This window comes from Kangiella japonica (genome assembly GCF_039523535.1).
In the GTDB taxonomy this organism is placed as follows: Bacteria; Pseudomonadota; Gammaproteobacteria; order Enterobacterales; family Kangiellaceae; genus Kangiella; species Kangiella japonica.
The window spans coordinates 417098-443739 of record NZ_BAAAFM010000001.1; the positions used below are offsets into that span (position 1 = coordinate 417098).

Here is a 26642-nt window from a genome sequence, read left to right on the forward strand (position 1 = left end):
GAAACACATAGATATCGTACTAACCATACGACCTTAAATAATCAGGGTGTTATGAACTTTACTAATCAAGATGCTATTCAGCATATCCCACAATTACAAAACATTGCCTGTGAACTTGGCGGCTTTGGCGTGATTCAGATTTCAGGTGAAGACAGCCATAAACTGTTACAAGGTCAACTAACTTGCGATATGAACTTAGTCACGGAAGAGCAGGCGAGTCTCGGTGGCTATTGTAGCGTCAAAGGACGCTTACACAGCATTTTTTACATAATGAAGTTTGAGCAGAGTTATTTAATGATTCTGCCAAAAGACAATTTACAGCATGTGCTAGAAACCTTGTCTAAATATGCGGCGTTCTACCAATCCGAACTAGTCGATGCTAGTAAGGATTATGAGCTTTGGGGGCATACCCAAAAAGCTCCAGGCAACCACTCAACAGAGCAAGAAGTCCTGACTGTTAGTAATTTAGATGGTATCTATGATGTCCATCTCAACAGCCTCTTCAATGCCTCTATTTTGATTAGTCGTAAAGAGCGCGCTAGCGAGCTGGTGAATATGTTAGCTGGAACTACTCTCGCTGATAAGAATGCTTGGGATTATATCGAGTTGCAGGCGCATATCCCTATGTTTGGCAAAGCTGCCATAGAGCACCACTTGCCACATAACGTTGGCTTACACCAGGTTGGTGCTGTCAGCTTCACCAAAGGGTGCTATACCGGGCAAGAAATCGTGGCTCGAATGCACTATCGCGGTAAACTGAAAACACACGCAGTCTTGTCGTACATTGACTCTGTCGTCACTCTTGAGGAACTCAGCAAAGTATATAGCGAAGGTGACAAGAACGTTGGCGAATTAATACGTGCAGCTGTATTCGACGGCAAGACCTATTGTCTTATTAGCCTAAAAGAACAAGCTCTAGAGTTGCCAATATTTATTGGTGAAGACAAGCAACCAGCTAAAATTCTCGATTAATATAGGTGTTGCGATAAGACCACAAAGGCGCTTTTAAGCGCCTTTTTTATGTGATACAGACCAACAATTATTCTTCAAGCGCCAATTTGGCCGCTGTTAGCAATAACTCAGGTTTAATACGGACCTTATAGTTTGGATTTACATACTGAAATTGAATCACGCCATCAGTATCCAAGATAAAAACTGCAGGCACTGGTAAAGTGCTTTTATCATCACCTGCCAAACGTGCGGTTTTGCCACCAATCGATTTTACTTTTTGGTTGTATTCATCAGAAATATGAAACGCCAAACCGAACTGACGCGTGGCCTTCAACTGATAATCAGATATTAACTCATAGCCAAGATTCTTATCTTTACTTGTTTTTTGTAATGCGCTTGGAGTATCGGGGCTAATAGCCAATAATTGGTAACCCATCGCTGAGATCTCATCTTCAACTTCTTGAATCTGACTCAACTGTGCATTACAAAACGGACACCAACCACCTCGATAAAAGAGTAGTATGGTCGGCTTTTGAGCTAATTTTTTACGCAGACTAAAAGGCGCACCCTCACTAGTAAAAAGCATCATTTCAGGTGCACTTTGCCCAATCAACAGTGGTGACACATTATTTGGGTCATCCACAACCTGCGTCCGATCTAAAGCCAAAGCACCGACTGAAAGGGTTCCGGTTAAAATAAATAGGATGATCTGTAATACTCGTTTCATAACTGCCTTAGTTTTAATGGTTCAATAGTGTTTATAAGAGAAAACTGCACAGGAATTGTTACAGTTGAAAAACAAAAAAGCGACTCAGGAGCCGCTTTTTTGTATTATTACCTGCTAAAGCTATGACTTCTGACTGTCAACCCAGCGTTTAATCTTAGCTTCTAATATATTCAGCGGTAATGCGCCATCTTTTAGTACTTGATAATGGAACTCTCTCACATCGAAATCATCACCAAGTTCTGTCTCAGCCAAAGTTCGTAGTTCACGGATTTTCAACTGTCCGATCTTATACGCTAAAGCTTGGCTTGGTATAGCCATAAAACGCTCAGCTTCTGAGACTCGGCGAGCTTCAGCCGCTGCTGAGTTCTTCTCCATATACTCTAAGACTTCTTCACGCGTCCAACCTTTTGCGTGTAAGCCTGTGTCGACCACCAAGCGGATCGCACGCCACAACTCTGCACTCAAGGCTCCGTAATACTGGTATGGATCCGTGTAGACACCCATTTCTTTACCAAGCGACTCCGAATATAACCCCCAACCCTCAATAAAGGCTGTGGTACCACCGAATCGGCGGAAGTCTGGGATATCTTTCAGTTCTTGCTGTGTCGAAATCTGGAAGTGATGCCCTGGTACCGCTTCGTGCAAGTATAAGGACTCCACAGTCCAAGTCGGACGTGCGCTTAAGTCGTAAGTATTCACATAGAAAATACCAGGGCGCGAACCATCTGGCGCTGGACGCTGATAGGATGCGGAAGATGAAGATTGCTCACGGAAAGCTTCGACCGCACGAATTTCAAACTGCGCCTCTGGAATAACCTTAAATAAGTCTGGAGCGGTTTTATCCAGAGTTTCACGCAAGTCCTCGTAAGCCTGCAACATATCTTCTTTCGAATCGAAAATAAACTGGGGGTCGTTTTTGGTAAACTCGAAGAATTCCTGTAGAGAACCCTCAAAGCCTACTTGTTCCATAACGCCCTTCATTTCACCATGGATACGAGCCACTTCATCGAGGCCAATTTGGTGAATTTCATCAGGCGTTAAGTCAGTGCTGGTGGTTTGCTTCACTTTAAACGCATACCACTCTTTGCCATTAGGTAGAGCTACCATACCCGCAGTCTCGCGCGTTGCAGGAAGATATTCATCCTTAATAAAGTCATGCATACGACTGTACATTGGCACTACCATGGTTTTAATGGTATTGACGTACTCTTTGGTTAGGCGTTGCTTGTCTTCAGGGGAAAAACTTTCTGGCATGCTTTTGATCGGAGAATAGAACAAGCTTTGCTCAACATCATCAACGATATGAGCTTTGAGCTGTGGCAACACTTTCACCATGAGAGCTTTAGGTTGTACCACACCATTTTCCATACCCGTTCGCATATTTTTGATAATGACGTCAACGCTGTCATAAGCTTGATTTAAACGGCTTAACCAGTTTTCGTAATCTTCAACGGTGTTAAACGGTTGGGCGCTTTTACCCGAACCAAGCATGGCGAAAAAGTTAAAAGGATTATAAAACTGTTGGATTGGCTGCATATAGTCAGGGTATTTCTCACCTTCAATCGCCGCCTGACGCTCATTCTTAAAGATCTGATAACTTAGAAGAGCCTGGCCTTCGATCTTTGACTGATCGATTTGATTGATTTTGTTGAGGTATTTTTTATGAAAAGCTAAAGCTTCGGCGCGCCCTTTTTCACTACCAAAATCACCCAATCTGTCGTTATAGCGATTATCACCCATAAAAGTTGCATTCAATGGGTTCATTTTTAGGTTTTCTTCCCAGTAAGACTGATAAATCTTTTTGGCTTTTTCCGCTTCGCTTAATGCCTGCTCTTCGGAAGCGGTCTGTTCTAAATTAGTAACTTGCTCAGACTTAACCTCTACTTCTTTTTGAGTGTTGCTAGTACCTTCTTTTGATGCGTCATCGCCACACGCCGTTAGCGCAATAGCTAAAGCCACAGCCGACAATTGAAACTTTAAAGACTTCATAGGGACTCCTCTTATAAATTCGTCCAATACTGATATTTATTGATAAATTTCTTAGTATTGATTAGTTGTTTTTTCTATACGGAATCCACTATAACCTTTGCTCCAATTCAAAACAAAAGCAACTAGTAACAAAATATTGCGTGTTTTGTGCTCTTGTAACCACCCAAAAGTGGTTTCTATATTTTTCAGGTTCACTAGTTTTGGTAGGTCATTATGCGACCATAGCCCACACCCAATTAACACTTCCTTCGCTGCGTTCCTCCTCTTAAGCAACTTTCACGACTCCTGCAAATTGCATGGTTAATACCGACTGATTGTAACCAGTTCTCAACATTGCATTAATTGATAATCTAACCCCACTGTCCATACCAGATAGGCGGTTTATATCTGGCATAATGCACCTTTTAAATCCTATAAACGTGTTATTCAACACACAAGGTTTTCTCAATATGCAAAAATCATCCTACAGTAAACAAGACCTGTTGGATTGTGGTCATGGCAAACTCTTTGGTGAAGGCAATGCACGACTGCCATTGCCACCGATGCTAATGATGGATCGAATTACTCATATCAGTGAAGAAGGTGGCGCTTATAATAAAGGGCAAATCGTTGCCGAATTAGACATCACTCCAGATCTCTGGTTTTTCGATTGCCACTTTGAGTCAGACCCCGTTATGCCGGGATGTTTAGGTGTTGATGCTTTGTGGCAATTAACAGGATTCTTCCTACCGTGGAAAGGTCTGCCAGGCAAAGGACGCGCCCTAGGGTCTGGGGAAATCAAGTTTACAGGACAAGTATTACCATCCTCTAAACTTGTCACTTACATCATCGATATAAAAAGAGTCATAACGCGTAAGCTAAAACTCGTGATTGCTGACGGCAAGATGTTAGTCGACAATAAAGAAATCTACTCAACGAAAGATTTACGTGTAGGTTTGTTCGAATCTACAGACAACTTCTAATAGAACGCGGTAGAATAGTTTAGATAACTTAGCAAGAATTAAGTGAGTGTGATTGTGAAAAGAGTCGTAGTTACAGGTATGGGCATTGTTTCCTGCCTTGGAAATACAGTAGAGAGCGTTAAACAGTCTCTGATTGACGGTAAATCAGGTATCAAGAAAGTTGACGCTTATGAAGAGCATGGCTTACGTAGCCACTTGGCGGGCAAACCGGACATCGATGTTTCAGAGCATATTGACCGCAAGAAACTTAGATTCATGGGTGATGCTGCTGCTTACTCCTATATCGCTATGGAACAAGCTATCGCTGATGCCAATCTCACGGAAGAATTAGTTTCAAATTTCCGCACAGGTATTATCATGGGCTCTGGTGGCGCCTCACAAAAAGCGCAAGTGGAATCTATTGATATCGCTAAAGAGCGTGGCCCAAAACGCATAGGCCCTTACGCTGTGCCTAAAACTATGGGTAGCACAACTTCGGCTTGTTTAGCGACTCCTTTTAAAATTAAAGGCGTTAACTATAGCATTTCATCTGCCTGTGCAACGAGCGCACACTGTATCGGTAACGCCGTTGAGCAAATACAGCTAGGTAAACAAGACATCATGTTTGCTGGCGGTGGCGAAGAAGAAGATTGGCGCTTAACCGTTCTATTTGATGCTATGGGTGCCCTTTCAAGCAAGTACAACGATACACCTGAAACCGCATCTCGTCCGTATGATGCGACTCGTGACGGTTTTGTTATTTCATCGGGTGGCGGTTGTCTAGTGCTAGAGGAATATGAACACGCCAAAGCACGTGGTGCAAAAATCTACGCTGAAATTACTGGCTACGGTGCAACTTCTGACGGTTACGATATGGTAGCACCATCTGGCGAAGGCGCGGTACGTTGTATGCAACAAGCTTTAGCGACTGCTAAACAACCTGTTGACTATATCAACACTCACGGCACCAGTACCCCTGTAGGCGATACCGCCGAGCTATCGGCCATCACACAAGTGTTCCCAGAAAAAGTACCTTATATTGGCTCTACTAAATCATTAGCGGGCCACTCCTTAGGAGCAACTGGCGTTCACGAAGCCATCTACTCATTAATTATGATGGAGAATAACTTCATCGCGGCCTCAGCCAACATTAATGAGTTAGACGAAAAAGCCGAAGGCTTACCAATTGTACGTCAGCGCATGGACAACACAGAGATCAAAAGCTTCCTATCGAATAGCTTCGGATTCGGTGGCACAAATTGCTCATTAGTATTCGAAAAAGTTTAGGTTTAAAGCTGATTTCTTAGTGATAACTCTTAAGTAATTCAAAAAGCCCGCAATCGCGGGCTCTTTTATTTCTTGGTTTTAATGTTATCAATCTTTTTTAACTTCTCCATAAACTCATCTTTATCGAGCGCGCTCTTATAATCCAAGTTATATTTACTATGGAAGTTAATACTTAACGTCACTTTATCATCGGTCAACTCAACATTATAACCATCCAAGTCTGAGTAAGCATTAATCCCTTTGTAATGATGTTTATTACCTCGTTTCTCACCCAACTCAACAACTTTTTGGTAGGCTCGCAAAGCCATGCGAATATCAATTTCAGAAGACATAATCACTCCTTAAAACTATTTGTAAATATCCTAACTAAAAGTTTAAACAATAGATACAAAAAAGCCCGCAACGGTGCGGGCTTTAAAATTTCTTTACCAATGAAGGGCAAAATTAAGATTTTACGTACCTATAAGCGCAGAATTTTTTACTTCTAACGAGGCGCAGACGTTTCGAGGAATAGATGGAGCTAACTAAAAACTAAGATTTTTATGCTTAGACGAGGCTTGAAGCAATTTATCTCGCGGAGTTTACTTAATTACATGAAAAAAATTTAATATACCTATAAACGCAGAATTTTTTACTTCTAACGAGGCGCGGACGTTTCGAGGAGTAGAGTTAACAAATAGTTAATGAACCCCGCAGAAACGTCCTGCAACAAAGTTAGAAGTGAAAAAGGCAAGTTTACTCTGGGCGCATATGCGGGAATAGTAGTACATCTCGTATACTTGGCGAGTCAGTCAACAACATCACCAAACGATCAATACCAATACCCTCACCTGCTGTTGGCGGTAAGCCATACTCTAGCGCGCGTATATAATCCGCATCGAAGTGCATCGCTTCGTCGTCACCAGCATCTTTAGCTTCAACCTGTGCTTTAAAACGCTCCGCCTGATCTTCAGCGTCGTTCAACTCCGAGAAGCCATTGGCTAACTCACGGCCACCGGCAAAGAACTCAAAGCGATCAGTAACAAATGGATTATCATCATTGCGACGAGCCAAAGGCGATACTTCAGCTGGGTAAGCGGTAATAAAGGTCGGCTGAATTAATTTATGTTCAGCGACTTCTTCAAATATTTCGATCTGAATTTTACCTAAGCCCCAAGAGTCTTCGACTTTAACGTTAGAAGCTTTGGCTATTTTCTTAGCCGTTTCAAGATCATTCAACTGCTCAATTGTGACTTCTGGCAAATACTTAACAATTGCTTCTAGCACCGTCATGCGCTCAAATGGCTTACCAAAGTCATAGGTTGCTCCGCTACTTTCAAAGACTGTTTTTCCAAGCACCGACTCAACAGTGAAACGTAACATTTCTTCGGTTAAATCCATAAGATCATTGTAATCCGCATACCCCCAGTAGAACTCAAGCATGGTGAACTCTGGATTGTGACGAGTCGACAAACCTTCGTTACGGAAGTTACGGTTAATCTCGAAGACTTTTTCGAAGCCACCAACGACTAAACGTTTCAGATAAAGCTCAGGCGCAACGCGCAAATACAGCGGCATATCCAAAGCATTGTGATGCGTTTCAAATGGCTTCGCCGTAGCGCCACCAGGAATAACGTGCATCATTGGTGTTTCAACTTCTAAGAAGTCACGAGTCTCTAAAAACTCACGAATTGCCTTAACCACTTTCGAACGAGCGACAAAAGTTGCACGCGATTCTTGGTTAACAATCAAATCGACATAGCGCTGACGATAACGAGTTTCTTGATCTGACAACCCCCCCCACTTATCGGGGAGCGGACGTAACGACTTGGTTAATAAGCGAATACTCGATGCTTTTACCGACAATTCGCCTTTATTGGTTTTGAAGACCGTACCCTCGATACCAACAATATCGCCAATATCCCAAGTTTTAAAGTCATCGTAAGTTTCATCGCCAACCTGATCTTTGCGCACATAAGACTGAATACGGCCCGACATATCTTGAATGGTGATAAAGCTCGCTTTACCCATGTTACGGAATAACATGATGCGACCAGCAACCTTAACCTTCTTCCCGATTTCCTCTAGCTCAGACTTTTCCTTATCGCCAAATTCTTCGGCAATATTCGCTGCTAGGGAATCACGACGAAAGTCGTTCGGAAAGGCAACCCCCTGTTTTCGTTTCTCCGCCAACTTCTCTTTACGTAATGTAATTTGTTCGTTGACGTCGACCACTGGGGTTTCTTGATTGCTCATTTTTTCTCTACACCTCAAGTTAATTACTTTCTTCATTAAAACAAGTACCGATTCACGGTACGAAAACTCACATCATTTTTCTGTGAATATATAAATTCTTTTACTCAATATTAGAGTGTACGCCCCTAAATGTTTACCCCTCAGGGGATTTGCTAAGTTGTTACAAGGTAACGCCTAGGCTCTAAAACTTCTAAATCTATACAACATTTAGAGTGTCGCCCCTAAATGTTTACCCCTCAGAGGATTTGCTAAGTTGTTACAAGGTAACGCTTAGGCTCTAAAACTTCTAAATCTATACTCAATTTAGAGTGCTCTGTGCACAGTAGATGCGAGGCAAAAGTTCAATATAAACGCGCAGTTTACTCTAGTAAATGAGCATTTATATTGAGCTTTTAACAAAGCAAATACAAAGCACAGACGCTCTAAACGCCGGCCTTCAGGGATGCTTCTATAAACCCATCCAAATCACCGTCCAGTACGGACTGCGTACTACTCGACTCGTAACCTGTACGCAAATCTTTAATTCTCGACTGATCCAAGACATACGATCGAATCTGACTTCCCCAGCCAATATCTGACTTGGAGTCTTCAAGCGCCTGCTGCTCTTCACGCTGCTTTTGCATCTCTAGCTCATACAGCTTGGCTTTCATCATTTTCATCGCTTCAGCACGGTTTTTGTGCTGTGAGCGGTCGTTCTGACATTGAACCACAATTCCGGTTGGAATGTGAGTCAGGCGAATCGCTGAATCCGTTTTGTTGACGTGCTGACCACCGGCACCACTGGCGCGATAGGTGTCCACACGTAAGTCCGCTGGATTGACTTCAATATCAAGATCATCATCAACTTCTGGATAAGCAAATACTGATGCGAAAGATGTGTGACGACGGTTGCCCGAGTCGAAAGGCGACTTTCGGACTAAACGATGAACACCGGTTTCGGTACGTAACCAACCGTAGGCATATTCGCCTTCGACCTTAATAGTGGCACTTTTAATACCAGCGACGTCGCCGTCAGACTCTTCGGTAACTTCTACTTTGAAGCCCCGACTTTCTGCCCAGCGAAGGTACATACGTAATAAAATGCTTGCCCAGTCTTGTGCTTCGGTGCCACCAGATCCTGCTTGGATATCAATATAAGCATTGTTTTCATCCATCTCGCCAGAAAACATACGCCTGAACTCTAGTTTGGCCAGCATTTTCTCTAAGCCATCGACTTCTTCTTCAAGCATGTCGACACTGTCAGTGTCGTCTTCTTCCGCCGCAATTTCCAGCAGGTCTGAATTATCGGCAATGCCCTGCTCTAGATTGATGATGGTGTTGACCACCGATTCTAATTTAGCGCGCTCTTGGCCCAACGCTTGGGCTCGCTCCTGATCGTTCCAAACGTCAGGTTGCTCTAACTCTTTAGTGACTTCTTCTAAACGCTCTTGCTTAGCATCAAAGTCAAAGGTACCCCCTAAGCGTAACTACACGCTCGGACATATCTTTAAGGTGTTCTCTTATTGGATTAACTTCTAACATAAATCCCCAAAAGCATTAATTCGTGGCATTTTCGCGCCATTTCTATGCAAAAGTGGCATATTTTAACCAATCACGGCGGTACTGCATAGCCATAAACCAAATCATATAACCAAAATCACAATAAATATTAGACGTAAGGTGGAAATAATGGGATTTAAAGGATAAGTCTTATGCTGAGACAGTGAGCCTAGGTACTGACTCAACGCCAGCAAAGGGCCTTCTTACACACAAACTTTAGGATTGAAGTTCATTTGCTAAGAGCTTAGGCGGCAAATTGAAATTTTAAGGACGGAATTTACCAAGACTCGTGATGGGAAGAAACTGAGCCAAACTGTTCGCAAAACACGAACTTAAAAGCTATAGACTAAACTTAGGCTAGGCAAATCATAAATTCGGGAAAGGAGTTTACTTTAGTAAATGACAATAGTGCATTTCAAGTGAAGCTAAGAGCTGACTTAGCGCACCTTTTTACCCACAATTTTTAGCATTAAAGCTCACTAGCTAAGTGCTTAGGCGGCAAATTGAAATTTTAAGGACGGAGTTTACTAATAGTAAATGACGACTGAAAAATTTCAGTTTAACAAACTAAGCACAACGATAGGGAGTTTTACCGGCGTTTAGGTGTCCAAGCCCACAGCATTCTGCACCCAATCGGCTCTTTCCCTTCTTCATCCGTAACCGTAACCGCGACTTCAACTTCGCCTTTTTCTAGGCTGATAATGTCCTGAATCTGCTCTTCGGTTAAGTGCGCTTTGGCCACTAAATCACCCTTAGCTCGCTTTAGAAAGTCAACCTTAAGCGTTTTGATGACTGGGACTTTGTCATCTGGGACATTCATTCCTACCACCATACCGGTCGCCGTTTCAGCGATTAAAGCCATGCCTGCAGCGTGAATGGTGCCGATGTGATTTTGTACTTTTTTGCGATTTTTTAATCGGAATTCTGAGCGTTGCTTGTTGAGCTCCAACACTTCAATTTTAGCCGTTCCGACGAGTTTTACGGTTTTCCTTAGAGCAAAGTTTAAAAGTGGCTTTCTTAAAAAGGCAGGATACCCTTGTATTTTCTTGACTAAACGCGCTAAACGGTTATCACGACTCATGATTTTCTTTTGAACCTCTAATCTTTTCAATAATCACATCAATGTGGCTGCGAAGCTGGACTGACCAGACAATCATGGCATAACTCAGATTATGTGTAAAAAGATATTTCAGAGTGATTTTGTCCGTATTTTTTGTGGTAATGTTAGTTTTACCTAAAAATACAGACATAAGTCTCTTTGGATCGTGGGAAATTAGATGACCAAAATAACAATATTAAGCCTGAGCATCGCATTAGCGCTAAGCGGGTGCTCGGATAGTGATGAAACAAAAACTAACGTCGCTCAAACGACTGAACAACAGGCCAACTCTAGCGAGCTAAAATCACCTTCAGCGACCATGACGGCAGAACAGGCTTCTAAAAAGTTAAACGAGCTTTTCGCTGAAAACTTCGAGGAAAGCTTAGCCCTAAACCCTATTCAAGCCACAGCTATTGGCGATAGTCGCTTTAATGACCAGCTGCCCAATTTCCTATCGCCAGAATTCCGCAAAAAGTCTCATGACTTTACTGTTAAGTGGTTGGAAAAAGTAAAAGAAGTCGATCGTGACTTATTAACTGGTCAAGATCGATTGAGCTACGACGTATTTATTTATCAATCAGAAATGGCGCTTGAAGGCGAAGAGTTCCCTGGACATTTAATTCCGATTAACCAGTCCAACAATATCGCTAATTTCTTTGCACAGCTTGGCTCGGGACAAAGCTTGCAGCCTTTTAATACGGTTGAGGATTATGATAATTGGTTAAAGCGTGTTGAAGGTGGTCAGGCAATCATTGAGCAAAGCATCATTAACATGAATCAGGGTATCGAAAACAATGTGGTGCAACCAAAGGCTTTAATGGAAAAAGTAATTCCACAACTAGCCTCACATATCGTCGACAACCCCAAAGACAGTGTTTTTTATCAGCCCATTGCTAACATGCCCGAGAGTTTCAGCGAGGAAGACAAGGCACGAATTACTGCTGAGTACGAAAAAGCGATTACTCAAAACATTATTCCAACCTATAAAAAACTGCATGATTACATTAAGGATGATTACTTAAAACAGGCTCGCGATACCTTTGGCTTAAGCGAACAACCAAATGGCAAAGCTTGGTACGACTATCAGCTTAAAACCTACACCACCACCGACTTAACGGCTGATGAGATTCACCAGTTTGGCCTCAATGAAGTTGCTCGTATTCGTGCTGAAATGGAGCAGGTGATGAAGGATGTTGAGTTCGAGGGCTCTTTGGAAGATTGGTTTGGTTATGTACAGAGCAACCCTGAGTTCTATTACGACAACGAAGAAGATCTGTTACAAGGCTATCGCGACCTGCAAGCTAAAGTAAACAAGCTGTTGCCGAAGATGTTTAATATTCAGCCTAAGTCTGATTATGAAGTTCGAGCAGTTGAAGCCTTCCGTGCAGAGTCGTCAGCTGGCGCATCTTATATGCCAGGAAGTCCTGATGGCTCGCGTCCTGGCGTGTTTTACGTAAATACGTTTAATCTAAAAGGCCAACCTAAATACGGCATGGAAACCTTATCGATTCATGAAGCGGCGCCTGGCCACCATTTCCAAATTTCGTTACAACAAGAAGTTGAAGGGTTACCAATGTTCCGCCGCTTTGGTGGTTTAAGCGTATTCTCAGAAGGCTGGGCTCTTTACGCAGAATCGATTGGTAAAGAGATGGGGATGTTCACCGATCCGATGCAATACTACGGCCGTTTAAGCGATGAAATGTTACGCGCTATGCGCTTAGTAGTGGACACTGGCTTGCATGCTAAGGGTTGGTCGCGCCAACAAGCAATCGATTACATGATGGCAAACTCTTCGATGGCCGATACCGACGTAATCTCTGAGGTTGAACGTTATATCGCATGGCCGGGGCAAGCAGTATCTTACAAGGTCGGTCAGCGCGAAATTAGCCGTTTGCGCGCAGAAGCCGAAGAGAAGCTTGGTGATAAATTTGATATTCGTGAATTTCATACCCAAGTGTTAATTGATGGCGCTTTGCCTATGCCAGTTTTGAAATCAAAAATCCGCGAGTGGATTGATTCAAAACAGAGTTCGTAAACGGTAATAGGAATTAAAAAGGAGCCTCTTTGGCTCCTTTTTTATAAAGCTCTATAGCTCTATAAGTTCTTTAAATTTCTAACCAGACAGCCATAAGCCACTTCATCCTGCCAGCGGTCTTCAAACTTGAAGTGCTCTTTAAAATAAGCCTCACGGGTCATGCCAAAATGTTCCATTAATTTCCAAGACGGAATATTTCTTGGCTCACAATACGCCACAATCTTATGACATGGCCAATCGCTTACAATAGTCTTCAGTAATTCTCTTATTGCTTCAGTACCAAAGCCTTGTCCATGATAGTCACGATTGAACTTGTAGCCAATCTCAATATGACCATGATACTTATCCCGATAACGGAACCCTATATCACCAATAAGCTTGTTCTCAGACTTTAGTACTACAGCAGCCCCCATCCAGCGTCCCTCTTCACCTGTCCAGTCGCCGAAGTGATTCATAAAAATATCATGGGCATCTTTTCGGTTAGATACCGGCATAATATATTGCATCACGTTGGGATCCATTGCGTACTCGCAATAATCCTCAAAATCACTTTCTTTCAGTGGCCTTAACAGCAACCTTTCTGTATCAATGCTTTCTTTCATTGAGTCTATCCTGAAATTTCAACAAATTGTTTTAGCAGGGGAAAGTATAATGCGGTTTTAATTGGCCTCGCATCAACTTTCTGCACCAACTGTTGGTATTGCTTCAATTGAGGACTATAGCGCTCAACTTCTGCTTGAATAAATTGTTCAAGCTCTGAACCTTGGTGATCACCAGTTTTATAGTCAACAATCCACCGTGTCCCCTGTTCATCAACAAAACTGCGGTCGATAATAAAATTGCGGACCAAAGTCTTTCCAGCCAAATCTGTGACAGTGCCCGTCAGTTCCCACTCACACTTTTCGTCTTGGTGTTGTTTGAGTAACCACTGTCCTTTGTCATCTGACTGCACATTAATTAATGCCTGCTTTGCTTTAACGAACGCTTGCGTGACTTCTTTTTCAGAGTCCAGTAACTCCCAAAGTTGATTCTTAACTACTTGGTAATCAGTTGCATCCAACTGCTCAAAACTGCTTTTGCGAAGTGCAATTAACTCGAGTTGCTTATGAACAACGAGCCCCACTACTCGCGCAACATCACTTGCCCAATCAAAGTCTAAGCCTTCTTGCTTTAAAGACTCCTGCTCTAAAGACTCTTTCTGAATTAATGACAATTGATTTTCAATCGAAGGCAGTTGTACATGACTCTTTAAACGATACCAGCCGGTATCAAGAGCTTGCGTTTCATCTCTTTGCGAACTTGTTTCAAGCGTTTCTATGACTGAGTTGAACTCTCTCTCGATAACGTTTTCATAGTGCGGTTTTAAATAATGCAATAAGGAACGTTTATCAATTGAGTTGTACGACCATTCAGATTTTTCTTCGTCAAACTTTAGCTTCAACTCACAACTTAAAATAAGTCGTTTTTTCGCTCTTGTCGCCGCCACATATAATAGACGAGCGTCTTCAAAAGTGGCTTTTTTACTTTGGATATCTCGTGCCAGCTGATAGATGGGCTCTTTCTGCTCTGCAGCTTGAATCGGTGCTAATAGGTAGCCCGTCCTATCTTCTGCGGTAAACTCTTCCCACAGTAGTAACTGATGGTCATCCGACCGTTTTTGTCTTTGCAATGACGGCAATATAACCGTATCAAACTCAAGTCCTTTCGACTTATGCATGGTCATTATTTCAACCTGTGCTGCGTCAGCTTGTTGATCAGCAAACAACTCACTAACCGCCGTGCCGATTCTTTCAACCGTTATAGGCCACTCTTTTTGTTCTAATTCCAGTAGTAATTCAAAGACCGCGTAAACATCTCTAAGCTCAGATTGATTCAACAAGCTACTCGGGCCACCTAAAGCAAGCCACATTGATTCAATGAGTTGACTCAAGGGCTTACGGCCGCTATTAGCGATAGCTGGTGTAATGACTTCACTGACTAATTCTAGGCGAGTCTTCACTTCCGCACTCAAACCTTCAACAGAGCTAAACTGCTCAAGCCAAGTCCAGAACTGATGAGAAAAAGCTTGGTGTAGATGCGTTAGATCAGATAGCTCAATTCCCACGAGTGGCGATTTAAAGAAACCTACCCAGGCAAGCGAGTCTTGTGGATGTAGCAATAATCGACACAGTAATATCAAATCATTGACACAAGATTTGTGCGTTAAGTACTCCATGTCCTTAGCATAATAGCTCACTCCAGACGCTCTTAGCTCAGACATGAGATCTTGGGCATGACTGCGGCCCCTGACTAAAACTGCAATCGATTCACCTGGATGCTCAAGAGTAATCTGACGAATCTCTTGTGCCAGTTGCTCGGCTTCGTTTTTCTCAGCCTGATCAAAGTTTGTTAAGAACTTCACGAAATGATCATTATTATCCGGTTTCATGGCTTCTGCCTTGCTATAACTTACAGCCCCTAGCAGAGCATCATCGTTTGCCGGGAAAACTTTATCAAAACGTCGGTTTACCCAATCGATAATTGAAGGTGAAGAACGGAAGTTAGCCGTTAACTGCAATGGGGTCACGGGGAAACCGTTAATACCTTCCTGCTGAGTTTTGATGAATAAGCCCACGTTGGCTTCGCGGAATCGGTAAATTGACTGCATCGGATCGCCGACTAGAAATAACGTTCGACCTTCACCGGGTTGCCAACCTGCAATCAGCTTACTCAGCAACTGATACTGAGTAAAAGAGGTATCTTGAAACTCGTCCACTAAAAGATGAGAAATCTGATAATCGAGTTTTAGTGCAAGCTCCGACGGCTCATCAAAATAACCCAAGGCTCTATCGGCAGCTAGCGCAATTTCGATGAAATCAGCTTCGGCGTTCGACTGGAAATCAACCGTGAGCTCAACCGACACTAAACGTAATAAGTGCAATAAAGAATAGAGGATTTCTTGTTGTTCGGGGCTGTACACCGCTTTTGGGAGCGACATAACATCAGCTAATGACTCCGCAAAATCAGGGATTTCTGCCCAGTCGGCAAACAATTCTTTTAGATCTGCTTTTAACGCCTTGCCAACTTTTTTATCTTCGCCCTCTAAGTCACCATCAGCTACAAGTCCAATTTTTTTATTGAGTTGTTTTTTAAATGTGCCTGACTTAGTTAAACAAAAAGAGGCTATGGCTTTCCACTGCTCTAAATTCTGATAGTCCAAGCTTGGTAACAGTTGAATGTCTTTCAAAGGTGCTAACTCGTGATCAGCATCTAGAAACCCTGATGCGAAGTGAATGGCACTGAGTAAGGCACTGTTTTCAAGTTTGGACTGAAAGTTCGATAAACGCTCTAGACGCATCTGGGCAATTTGGTTGATACCATCTTCAAGAATATCAATATCAAGCTCGCCAGCACCGAGTAAACGCAACCACTGATCGCGTTTACCGAGCATTTGCGCTAAAAGCCCAATCAGTTTCTCGACTTGGTTATCAAGGTGAGCCAACAGCTTTAAAATATGCGTCCCATAATCCTCATCGTCCAGGTAGTTTAAAATCGATTCTGCGGCTCTTTGGTAGGACTCTTGCGAATAATTGGTGATCGACAGAGACCCACCAAGACTACTCAGCACCGGCATCTGATTGGCGATCATGCTCGATAAAGAATCAATAGTTGTAATACGCAAACGATGGCTATTCTGTAATAAATGCCACTCCTGCTCCGCATCTCTTTCTAGAACCTGTCGTGCGAGTTGCCAAGTCACTTTTTCATGAGCTTGTTGAGGCTCTGCACCTTGCGCAAAAAGTAGCGATTCAACTAGTCGATGCCGCATTTCCGCAGCTGCTTTGCGCGTAAAGGTAATCGCGATAACTTCTTCCGGGCTTTCAACGGTAGTCAACAAGTTTAAAATTCGTTGGGTCAATAAACTGGTTTTACCCGCACCCGCCGGTGCCTGCACAATAAAGGACTCGTCAGCTTTAATGGCTTGGCTTCTTACCGCATGATCTGGAGGTAATAGATTACTCATAGTCTTCACCTCCGTTAACCAAGGCTTCTAAACTTTCACCACGCTCTGACCAACGACTTATCGCCAAATGATCGGTAAAGTCACCGCTGTATTCCGTTATGTCTGCATGCCCATTTTTAAAGCTCTCGGCTATCTCTTCCAGCATCCCTTTCCATTGCTCGATTGCTTCATCAAAGTCATCAGAATAAGGGTTAGCTTTAATATCATGTAGCGCTTTAACGCCTTCCAGCATATCGTTTTCAGAGGTAATACCTATATATTTACAGGCCTTTAAATGCGCCTGCATAAAGACGATGCCGGCGACACCTTGTTTTTCGTCACGGCTATCGGAATTTGATTGCTCGGAAATAGCCTGCTCTGAAATGGCGTAAAGCAAAAGCTGTGGCTCGGCAATTGGGTCGCGCAGTAATGACATTAAGGTCGGTTGGCCGGTCTTATAGTCAATAATCATTAATCGCCCGTCCCTTAGCTTATCGATTCGGTCAATTATAATGCTAAATTTTAGGCCTGCGAGTTCCACTTCGCGCGGTACTTCTGTACCTATAACAGTAAAAGGTTCGCGCTTTTTGTCTAAGTCTAAGGATTCCATGATTAGTGCTTCTAGCCGCTTAGCTTCCACATCCATAAATGCTTGGTTCTGCAATAAATAAATATGTTTGGCAGCTTCGTTTAACACAAATTGAGCGGTTTGTTTGACTAAGCCCTCAAGCGCATCATCAGATAACTCAAGTAAAGCGCTTTGGGTTTCTAAACGCGTCCAAATGATCTGCATCGCTTTATGGAATAAGTTACCGCGATCCATGAATGAAATCCCGAGCCCATCTTCTTCAAAAGGCTGTAGCGCTAGTCGGTATCGTAAGTAGGCATCGAAAGGTGACGCGGCTTGCATCCGCAACAACCCAGTTCCACCTTTAACGGCATAGTGCTCGCCTACTGTCAGCCCTTTATCATCACCATAATATTCAAGCGCACCGTTAATTGGCCATTCGGTCAATTCACCAGGCAACTGCGATTCGAGGGTTTGTTTATGCACAGTATGATTGGGTAATAATGTTTTCAGCAAAGGGCTCATCATTTGCTCTTGCTCACCATCGTACTCTGCAAAACTAATCACTAGCTCAGGATTTGCCAACAAAGACTGGAGCAGTGAATGTGCATATTCCACTTCTCGGTTATGCGAGGAACCTGGTAAATCAAACTTCCGATGTATGGCTTTCGATATAAAAGGATTTGGCGTGGCTTTTTGTGGCAACACTTGATCGGTCGCTCCAACTAACCAGACAGCATCAAAGGTAATGCCAATAGCTTCGAGCATCCCCATGATTTGCAACGGTGCTTTAGGTTGTTGCTGGTGGAAAGTTTGCTGCTCTAAATGTTCTTTTAAAAGACTTATCGATTTAGCAAAGTTAATCTTCCCCGCCAATACCTTTTGCAAACTCTGCGCCGATTTAATGGCCTCGATAAAGGTTTGTTGAACTTGATATTCGCGACTTGTGATCGAATGATACCCTGTCCAATGAACCTCTGCTAACAGCTTTAGAACCACAGCAATATGTGACTTGAAGCCTTGTTTTGCGGACAACGCCTCTGAGTTTTGTTTGAGCCATTCGTCGACAAAGGTTAACCAAGGCAACTTGACTTGATGGTGACGACTGAGCTTTAACAAATCCTCTATAGAGTAATATGCCTTGGTGGATTTTCTAACAATCAGCTCAAACTGTGTCGCCTGCCAGTGCGACTCCTGTTCATTGTATAAATAAGGCGATAGCAATAAATGCTGCAGCTGCTTTTTACTCAAGCCCTGATAAGTTAAGGTCAGCCAATCGGTCACCACGGCGACCAACGGCTGCTGGAGCAATGATTCGTCAATCGAGAAATCATGTAACGGGTGCGTTAGCTCTTTACCCTGAACTAAATCGCCAACGTAAAACTCACGGTAAATCAGGCGCTCGATATAAGACTTTTTCTGCTCTAGCTCAGGAACGACGATAGCTATGGTTTGCTCCGAGTCTTTGAGTAACTTCTGTTTAGCCCAGCGCACTGCAGCAATTAATTCTTGGGAAGGATCGGGTAAAGAGCACAGCTGTACATGCTCTTGATTAGCAGATACTTCAAGCGCCCAATTAACAACATCCTTCGAGTCCTTTAATAACTCGATTAGCGTAGACTGTTGGGGCGTTGGCTGCTGGAAACCGTACGTAACGATAGTGTTAGGTAGCTGCTCAGCAAATGACGGTAGGTTTTTTAACAGATAATTCGCTTGTTGATGAGCTTCAATCCAGCCGTGGCTTTGTAAGTCTTTAGTAAAAGTAGAAAACCACTCGGCAAAAGATTCTTGATCTTGATCTCCAGGCATCGCTCCGAGATGCTCTATTTGCCACTGTTGGCACACACGCCACGCATCAAAACTTAAATTCTGCGTTTGCTTACGATTCAATAAAGGTTCGACAACGTCTGAGCTAGCCACCATTTGTTGCCACAGATGTCGCCCCTGGTTGCTGCTCAGTCGTATCGGCATATCAAGCCCCGACTCTTGAGCTAGCTCCCAACAATAATTAATAAAAGCATTCCAAGGCATGACTTTAAGACTCGGCCAAACATCAAGCCCTTGCGCAATCTGTTGTGCCGCAAATTCATCTCGCAAATAGCGTGACTGGCGTTGACTCGCCGTAATGATTAATGACTGCTCTGCGTCAATCGAGCTGAAATCCATGATATTCCTTAATGTTTTCGTTATTTTTTATTGGCAATTCACCAGTAAACGTCCTCGATGCTTATTATCAATAAGCTCGTCAAAATATGGCGACACCTCCTTAAGCGCGATTTCTTTACTTAAGATTTTCTCAAAGTCTGGTAATGGCGATTCTTTTCCGAATTGATTCCAAAGCTTTTTCCTAAGCTCCATAGGGCAATTAGTCGAGCTAACACCAAGCAGGCTGACACCTCTTAAAATTAAAGGAATTACGGTAGCATTCAGCGTCGGGCTTTGCGCTAAGCCGATACAGGCAATATTACCCCATAGATCGATATTAGCCATCAACTTACTTAATGTTTCGCCACCAATATTATCAATCAAACCGCCATAAAGCCCTTTAGCCATAGGCTTATCGCTCAACTCCATCTCGCTTAAGGTCTTCACCTCAGTCGCACCCAAGTCTTTCAAATAGTCGTGCATAGACTGTTGGCTGGTAATCGCTATGGTGTCGTAGCCTTTTTTGCTCAGCAGGTTTATCGCAAAACTTCCGACACCACCACTGGCACCTGTGACAACAATCGGGCCTTTATCTGGTGTCTGACCATTCACTTCCATCCGATGAATAGCAAGTGCCGCGGTAAAACCTGCGGTACCTATAATCATCGACTCGCGACCAGAGTAATGCTCAGGTTGCTTCATCACAAACCGACTATCGACACGCGCGTATTGGGCTAAGCCGCCGTCAAAGCTTTCGCCAAGACCACAACCATTGACTAGAACGTCTTCGCCAACACTGAATTTTTGGTTCGAAGACTCAACGACCGTGCCGGCTAAATCAATCCCTGCGTTCAAGGGAAAGGACTTTAGAATAGCTCCACGGCCACTCGCCGCAAGCGCATCCTTATAATTGATGCTTGAATAATCCACTTTGATTAAGGTGTCACCAGCGCTCAGCTCATCGGTCTCCATTTGAACTAATTGGTGCTTGATATCGGCTTCTTTAAATACTCGGCAGGCTAAAAAAGACACTTTTTGACTCCTCATTGTTTAATTCACCCCCTATCTAACGTCTTACTCTACTTATCCAATAATATTTCTAAAGGTTAGATTAATTCTAGGCTGTGTAATCTTGGGTTCTTTAGGAACTTGGTGCAACCAATATCGTTGCGTGGTCCCTTGCATGACCAATAGACTACCAGAATTGAGCGTCATTTTGTGTCTCAAACTGGGGTTTGTTTTATGTTTTAAATGAAATGCTCGGGGCTGACCAAGACTTATCGAAGCGATAAACGGATCATCACCTAGCTCTTTTTCATCATCAGCATGCCAGCCCATACTGTCCTGACCGTTTCGATAGAGGTTACACAAGACACTGTTAAAAGGCGTTTCCAGTTCTACTTCTAATTTCTGCTTAATCGTATAAAGCTCGTCTATCCACGGTAAAGGCTCATGCAGCTTGCCGGAATAGCGATAATTCGTTCCTAAGTCACCATACCAAGCCACTAATCGCGGGACTTTGCGCTGATTGCCCGCGATCCAGAGAGACTCTTCAGCCCACTGTATCTTTTGCAATAAAGCGTCGAACAAGTGAGAACATTGGGATTCTGTAATGAAGGCTGGGTGGTAGCTTAGCCTAGCGCTGTTATTTTGCCCACTACGCTTTCCATCAGCGCCGCCATCAACTTTCTCAAAAAGCTGGATTTGCTCTATTTCGGAAGTTAAGCCTAAATCTATTTGCTGCATAAGTTACTTATTTTCAGTTGGAGTCATTGGCTAGTGTGTATAAAAATCAAACTACTCAGCCCGAAAGTCACCGATTTTTCTTGCTTTCAGCGGTCTCATCGCTAAACTAATCGGGTTAGTTTTGAGACGAAATGGCGCGAAAGCGGTACTCAAAACCCTATAACTATAAAAGATGTAGTCACAATTTTAGCATTAATTCACTAATTCTATAGGAGTCTGCCGACGATGACGGCTCAAAGTAACACGACAAATCCTAAGGATGAAAAGACGATTCTCGGACACCCGAGAGGCTTAATCATTCTATTCTTTACAGAGATGTGGGAGCGCTTTTCTTATTACGGGATGCGCGGCTTATTAATTATCTACTTAACCCAACATTTCTTATTCTCAGACGAAAAATCTACCATCCTATACGGTGCTTACACAGCCCTAGTATACGTAATGACCATTATCGGTGGTTCATTGGCAGATAGATACTTAGGAACCCGCAAAGCGGTTACTTTCGGTGCTATATTGCTGGTCATGGGACATATTGGTATGGCCTTTGAAGGTAGTGGTTCTAAAGAGATCATGACCTACTCCGGCAAAGAGTATCAAATTACTCTTGATGGTCGAGGTGGCGATGCTCGTCAAATCATTAAAACTGACGACGGCCAAAGCTATATCAAATTCGGCAATCAGGTGTTGGATATCAACAATGCGGCAGCATTAGGATTACCTAGTCGACTTGGTGGCTTCGAATATAGCGTTGAGAACGCAGATGAGAAGCTTCAAGGCAAGAACAAAAGCGTTAAAATCTTGACCTACAACGACACTGAGTACCACCTCATCACACAAGGTAAAGGCGATGAGAAAGTTACCACTGTTGAGAAAGGCGATGTAAAAGGGACGGTCGATATTAGCGCTCACCGCTCAATGACTTTCGGCACAAACCCAACGCTTTACTTAGCTACTTCATACCGTTTAGGTCCAAGCTTCCCGAATAAGGTCGGTGGCTTCGAGTTTGAAGTTCTCGATACTCAAACCAATGGCGATACTGTTGTTCGTAAGATTAAATACCAGGGTAAAGAGTACACTTTAACTAAAACAGGTAACGGCGAAGATGCTAACTACCTATTGAAAGGTGCTGAGGGCGAGTCTGAAGTTGAAATCAAGGCACCACATGACCTGAAGATTTCATCTGCTGAAGAACTTGGTTTACCAGCTATTATCGAAGGTGATAAATACCAAAACCGTATTGTGCAACAAGACTTGTACGTAAATATCTTGTACTTGTCGCTAGCCCTTATTATTGCGGGTGTTGGTTTCCTTAAGGCAAACATTTCGACTATCGTTGGCTCGCTATATGGCTTTGGCGATACCCGTCGTGATTCAGGCTTCACCCTGTTCTACATGGGTATCAACCTTGGTTCACTACTATCAGCACTCTCGTGCGGTATTATTGGTATCGTTTGGGGCTGGGCATATGGTTTCGGTTTAGCTGGTATCGGTATGATTTTCGGCTTAATCATCTTCATCTGGAAGAGTGACTGGCTTGAAGGTAAGGCTGAACCACCTAATCCTGCGAAATTGAAAGAAAAAGTCTTTGCTTTCATTAACTATGAGTGGATGTGTTACCTGATCGGTGTTGGCATCATTGCGATTTCTATGTTCTTCGTGATGAACGCAGAGATCATGGGCGACATTCTATTCGTATTAGCCGCTGTGATGTTCTTAATCCTAGTTTCATACGCCATGATTAAGCTTGAAGGTGATGAGCGTCACCGTATGTTCGCGGCAATCTACTTCGTCTTAGCGCAAATCCCATTCTGGGCATTGTTTGAGCAAGCAGGTTCGTCGTTGAACTTATTCACCGACCGTTTAGTCGACCGCAGCATGATGGGTTGGGTTGTTCCCGCGCCAGTGTTCCAGTCATTAAACGCGGCTTATATCATTATCTTCGCACCAATCTTGGCATGGTTATGGAGTTTCTTAGCGAAACGTAAATTGAACCCACCAACGCCAGTGAAGTTTGCCATGGGTGTCTTCCTGTGTGGCTTTGGTTTCCTAGCGCTAGTCGGCGGTATTGAAGCTTCAGGCGAAGCAGGCTTAACTGCGGTTTACTTCATCTTCCTAATCTACTTGATCCACACCTTGGGTGAGTTAATGGTTTCTCCGGTAGGTTTATCTGCTGTAACCAAACTAGCGCCAGCGCAAGCGGTCGGTATGACCATGGGGGCTTGGTTCCTTTACAGTGGCTTCTCTAACTACTTAGCAGGTGCTATCGCTAAAGGTACGGGTGCAGAAACCATTGGTGGTCAGCTAACAGATGTGGCTGCAGCAAAAGCAACCTATGCAGATGTTTATACCAACGTTGGTATCGTTGCGATGTGTATCGCTGTGGGTATGTTAATCATCTCACCATTAATTAAGAAGTTAATGGAAGGCGCTGATTAATCACAGTAGCAACTAGCAAGAAACAAAAAAACCAGCCCTCGGGCTGGTTTTTTTATGGCTTTAAGTTAACGACTTACTGTCTGACCAATCTTTGATTGCTCAGGTGAAGACTAGGGGAAGAGCTAAGACGAATACTCGGCACGTTACTGCGCCAAGGATTTATATCTAAACCACCCCGGCGGGTGTAACGGGCATAAACAGTCAACGCTTCTGGCTGACAATGTTGCATGATATCGACGAATACACGCTCTACACATTGCTCATGGAATTCGTTGTGATTCCTAAAAGAAATCAAGTATTTCAGGAGCCCTTCATGACAAATACGAGGGCCTTTATAATCAATCAGGATTGTCGCCCAGTCTGGCTGTGAAGTAATTAAGCAATTACTCTTTAACAAATCGCTCTGTAAGCTTTCTTTGACCGATTCATCGCCAGCACCTTTATCAACACGGAGCAAATTTGGCGCGTAATCATAGTCTGTGATTTCAACATCGAGCTCGTCGATCAATATCGCTTCTGGCTGAATAATAGGATTTTGCTGGTGATACTCTTTTAGAGTGAATAATTTAACACTAACGACGCCTTCTGCGGCAGCTTCTAAATCAGCCCGAAGAACACTCGAAACCTTTTCCCAACTCTCAAATCGAGTCTGGTTAAAGGAGTTTAAATAGAGCTTAAACGATTTAGACTCAATAATGTTGACACTGTCGTGAGCAAACTCAAAGACACCGATGGCCACTTGTGGCTTACCTTTGGCATTTAACCATGACATCTCGTAGGCATTCCAAAAGTCACCACCATGAAATGGTAGCTCTTGGGTTAAGCCTAATTCGTCGCGCTTCAGCTGACGCGCAACAGGGAATAACAAGCTTGCATCATAAGTGTCAGGGTAAGCAACATCTTTGCCTAAGGGTATATCTGCTTCGTTCATTTCAAAACCTGTATTAATTAGACGTCACTTTCGACTTCAGCCTAAAGTAAACGGTCACTTCCTCACGATCGTGATACAGATGCTTAGCTTGCCAATAGTAGCTCAAGTCAGCGTCCTCTAACCGATCACAAATTAAGTCGATACAATCCGCGACTTCTTGGAAGCGTTTTTTCATCGGTAGCTTGAGATTAAAGATAGCATGTTGCGTATGACCGCCTTCGAGCCATTTTGCCATCAAATCAGCGACTAGTGATGGCTTTTCTACCATGTCACAAACCAACACATTGACGGGCTTCTTTGGCAGCCATGTGAAAGCATTTTCTTTTAAATGCTCAACCTGGTCGGTCGCCATTAACTTCTTGTCCATCGTGCCATTATCCACCGCAGTGACCTGCAAGCCTCGCTCGACGAGCTGGAAAGTCCAACCACCTGGCGCAGCGCCTAGATCGGCTCCGGTATTACCTAGCCTTAGCGCTTCCCGCTGTTGCGTACGCGACATTAGAACCTGAATCGCTTCGTCTAATTTCAAACTTGAGCGGCTTGGTGCATTTTTAGGTGCTTTTAAACGCAAGATCCCACTTTTTAAGTGACTAGAACGCGCTAATGGCGAGTATCCAACCAAACAGTGATCAGTCTCTAGGAATAGCACATGGAGTCGAAAGTCACTTTCCTCATTGATTAAGCCCTGCCTTTCCATAGCTATAGTCAGCGGCGTGGTGAACTTTTTGCAAAATTTAGAGAGCTCACGCCCTTCGTCACTATCGAGATGTTCCACAAGCAACGACTTGCCCACGGCGACGTCTTTACCTACCTCAAGAATCGGACTGATGCGATCATCCAATGGTAAATCTTCTAGTTCAGCCCTAGCCCAAAACCATTGGCGTGCAAAAATGATGTCGTCTAAATCGAGTACTTCAAAAAAGCGTTTGCTAGTCGCATCATCAAACAAATAAAAACGCACATAGCCCGTATCGGCCTGCGCATTGGCATAACCGGCTAACTCATAAGTATTAGCGATGGCTTGTACTTCTGCGGCGCAGTCTGATTCAAAGCCTGGACGACAGAAAAAAACAAAAGGGGCTTGTTGCATATAGTGTCAATACGAAGTGGTATTAAGATGGGCAGATTCTAACATGAGACACTAGCTTTGATTAGGGTTTTGCTAACGCCAATGCTAAAATAGCGCCACTTTTAACCCTAAACTTGATAATTACTGACCGATATGGCTCATTACACAAAATCTCAAATCGCTGAACTGAAAAAAGATCTCCAAGTAGAAGATACTATTAATAACTTCCCCATGTCGTTTGATACAACCTGGGGTATCTTTTCGCCGCGATCCATCGATGTCGGCTCCATCATGTTATTAAAATATCTTGAAGTTGAGTCTACAGATAAGTGCCTTGATCTTGGTTGTGGCTACGGCGTATTAGGCTTAACTATGGCTAAAATGGCGCCTCAGGGTGAAGTGCTAATGGTCGATAAAGACTATGTTGCCGTGGAATACGCCAATCGTAATGCCAAAAAAAATCAAACACCACACGCCAGCGCCCGTCTGAGTAACGGTTTTAGCGATGTGCCTGAAAAAGGGTTTAACGTCATTGTTTCAAATATTCCTGCTAAAGTTGGTAATGAGCTTCTATATATATTCCTCAACGATGCCTACGAGCGTCTTGCACCAGGTGGACGTTTCTATGTGGTCACGATAACTGGGCTGAGAGACTTTATGAAGCGTGCTTTTAAGGAAGTGTTTGGAAATTACAAAAAACATAAGCAGGGTCCAGCTTATACTGTCGCAAGTGCAGTAAAAGAAGAATAACCGTACAAAAGCGGTTACTTTATGAACAGCTTAAACGCGGTAATAAATATGTAATAAAGTTTACACATTTCCTGTGGATAAGTTTGGGGAAAAATTGCTGACACCTGCTCATAGACCACAAAACAAGGTGACCCGACTCAAATTGCTCATTTTTTAACCAACCTCAGTCAATATCTATACTTTTCAATAACTTAGCTTGATTGCAATAGGCT

19 protein-coding genes are annotated in these 26642 nt (G+C 43.3%); 6 read left to right on the forward strand and 13 right to left on the reverse strand.

Annotated features, from left to right (window positions below):
• Positions 1-51: 51 nt before the first annotated feature.
• On the forward strand, positions 52-972 hold the full coding sequence (ygfZ, locus tag ABD128_RS01970; protein WP_343985737.1) for a CAF17-like 4Fe-4S cluster assembly/insertion protein YgfZ: 921 nt from the start codon (positions 52-54) through the stop codon (positions 970-972).
• 67 nt (positions 973-1039) lie between these two features.
• Here ygfZ and ABD128_RS01975 read toward each other — a convergent pair whose 3' ends face one another.
• Together ABD128_RS01975 and ABD128_RS01980 are read right to left on the reverse strand one after the other, a co-directional pair.
• A complete protein-coding gene (locus tag ABD128_RS01975) occupies positions 1040-1678 on the reverse strand; it encodes a peroxiredoxin-like family protein (protein ID WP_343985740.1) in 639 nt (212 codons plus the stop codon).
• Positions 1679-1798: 120 nt separating this feature from the next.
• Positions 1799-3667 (reverse strand): DUF885 domain-containing protein, encoded by a 1869-nt coding sequence (locus ABD128_RS01980; protein ID WP_343985743.1) that lies wholly within the window; start codon positions 3665-3667, stop codon positions 1799-1801.
• A 449-nt stretch (positions 3668-4116) separates the two neighbouring features.
• On the opposite strand from ABD128_RS01980, the gene fabA reads away from it, so the two are divergent.
• Together fabA and fabB are read left to right on the forward strand one after the other, a co-directional pair.
• A complete protein-coding gene (fabA, locus tag ABD128_RS01985) occupies positions 4117-4629 on the forward strand; it encodes a bifunctional 3-hydroxydecanoyl-ACP dehydratase/trans-2-decenoyl-ACP isomerase (RefSeq protein WP_343985746.1) in 513 nt (170 codons plus the stop codon).
• A gap of 54 nt (positions 4630-4683) precedes the next feature.
• Positions 4684-5895, forward strand: a complete 1212-nt coding sequence (gene fabB, locus ABD128_RS01990) for a beta-ketoacyl-ACP synthase I (protein WP_343985750.1) — start codon at positions 4684-4686, stop codon at positions 5893-5895.
• A gap of 65 nt (positions 5896-5960) precedes the next feature.
• Here the strand turns inward: fabB and ABD128_RS01995 are convergent, their stop codons facing one another.
• The 4 genes from ABD128_RS01995 to ABD128_RS02010 all read right to left on the reverse strand — a co-directional run bounded on the left by ABD128_RS01995 (position 5961) and on the right by ABD128_RS02010 (position 10750).
• Positions 5961-6227, reverse strand: coding sequence for a DUF3081 family protein (locus ABD128_RS01995; protein WP_343985753.1), 267 nt, complete (start codon positions 6225-6227; stop codon positions 5961-5963).
• A gap of 403 nt (positions 6228-6630) precedes the next feature.
• Positions 6631-8130 (reverse strand): lysine--tRNA ligase, encoded by a 1500-nt coding sequence (lysS, locus tag ABD128_RS02000; RefSeq protein ID WP_343985756.1) that lies wholly within the window; start codon positions 8128-8130, stop codon positions 6631-6633.
• A 422-nt stretch (positions 8131-8552) separates the two neighbouring features.
• A protein-coding gene (gene prfB, locus ABD128_RS02005; protein ID WP_343985759.1) for a peptide chain release factor 2 occupies positions 8553-9651 on the reverse strand; the annotation gives its coding sequence in 2 pieces (ribosomal slippage) (positions 8553-9575 and positions 9577-9651; 1098 coding nt in all).
• A 607-nt stretch (positions 9652-10258) separates the two neighbouring features.
• Positions 10259-10750 (reverse strand): DUF4442 domain-containing protein, encoded by a 492-nt coding sequence (locus tag ABD128_RS02010; RefSeq protein ID WP_343985761.1) that lies wholly within the window; start codon positions 10748-10750, stop codon positions 10259-10261.
• Positions 10751-10946: 196 nt separating this feature from the next.
• Between ABD128_RS02010 and ABD128_RS02015 the strand changes: the two genes are divergently transcribed.
• Positions 10947-12803 carry a DUF885 domain-containing protein gene (locus ABD128_RS02015; RefSeq protein ID WP_343985764.1) on the forward strand — a complete coding sequence of 619 codons (1857 nt, stop codon included), beginning with the start codon at positions 10947-10949 and terminating at the stop codon, positions 12801-12803.
• A gap of 59 nt (positions 12804-12862) precedes the next feature.
• On the opposite strand, the gene ABD128_RS02020 is transcribed toward ABD128_RS02015, so the two are convergent.
• The 5 genes from ABD128_RS02020 to ABD128_RS02040 are packed head-to-tail and all read right to left on the reverse strand — an operon-like array spanning position 12863 to position 21244.
• Positions 12863-13405 carry a GNAT family N-acetyltransferase gene (locus ABD128_RS02020; RefSeq protein WP_343985767.1) on the reverse strand — a complete coding sequence of 181 codons (543 nt, stop codon included), beginning with the start codon at positions 13403-13405 and terminating at the stop codon, positions 12863-12865.
• Positions 13406-13410: 5 nt separating this feature from the next.
• Positions 13411-16806 (reverse strand): UvrD-helicase domain-containing protein, encoded by a 3396-nt coding sequence (locus ABD128_RS02025; RefSeq protein WP_343985770.1) that lies wholly within the window; start codon positions 16804-16806, stop codon positions 13411-13413.
• Positions 16799-19519, reverse strand: coding sequence for a PD-(D/E)XK nuclease family protein (locus ABD128_RS02030; protein ID WP_343985773.1), 2721 nt, complete (start codon positions 19517-19519; stop codon positions 16799-16801). The genes ABD128_RS02025 and ABD128_RS02030 overlap by 8 nt, the downstream gene beginning before the upstream one ends.
• 27 nt (positions 19520-19546) lie before the next feature.
• Entirely contained in the window at positions 19547-20545 is a 999-nt protein-coding gene (locus ABD128_RS02035) for a YhdH/YhfP family quinone oxidoreductase (RefSeq protein WP_343985776.1), read from the reverse strand.
• A 36-nt stretch (positions 20546-20581) separates the two neighbouring features.
• Positions 20582-21244 (reverse strand): alpha-ketoglutarate-dependent dioxygenase AlkB family protein, encoded by a 663-nt coding sequence (locus ABD128_RS02040; protein WP_343985779.1) that lies wholly within the window; start codon positions 21242-21244, stop codon positions 20582-20584.
• 225 nt (positions 21245-21469) lie between these two features.
• Here ABD128_RS02040 and ABD128_RS02045 point away from each other — a divergent pair, with 225 nt between their 5' ends.
• On the forward strand, positions 21470-23680 hold the full coding sequence (locus tag ABD128_RS02045; protein WP_343985781.1) for an oligopeptide:H+ symporter: 2211 nt from the start codon (positions 21470-21472) through the stop codon (positions 23678-23680).
• 73 nt (positions 23681-23753) lie between these two features.
• On the opposite strand, the gene queF is transcribed toward ABD128_RS02045, so the two are convergent.
• Positions 23754-24611, reverse strand: a complete 858-nt coding sequence (queF, locus tag ABD128_RS02050; RefSeq protein WP_343985784.1) for an NADPH-dependent 7-cyano-7-deazaguanine reductase QueF — start codon at positions 24609-24611, stop codon at positions 23754-23756.
• A gap of 13 nt (positions 24612-24624) precedes the next feature.
• Positions 24625-25701: a 23S rRNA (cytidine(2498)-2'-O)-methyltransferase RlmM gene (rlmM, locus tag ABD128_RS02055; protein ID WP_343985787.1), complete on the reverse strand. Its 1077-nt coding sequence runs from the start codon at positions 25699-25701 to the stop codon at positions 24625-24627.
• Positions 25702-25833: 132 nt separating this feature from the next.
• Between rlmM and ABD128_RS02060 the strand changes: the two genes are divergently transcribed.
• Entirely contained in the window at positions 25834-26430 is a 597-nt protein-coding gene (locus ABD128_RS02060) for a class I SAM-dependent methyltransferase (RefSeq protein WP_343985790.1), read from the forward strand.
• Positions 26431-26642: the final 212 nt, after the last annotated feature.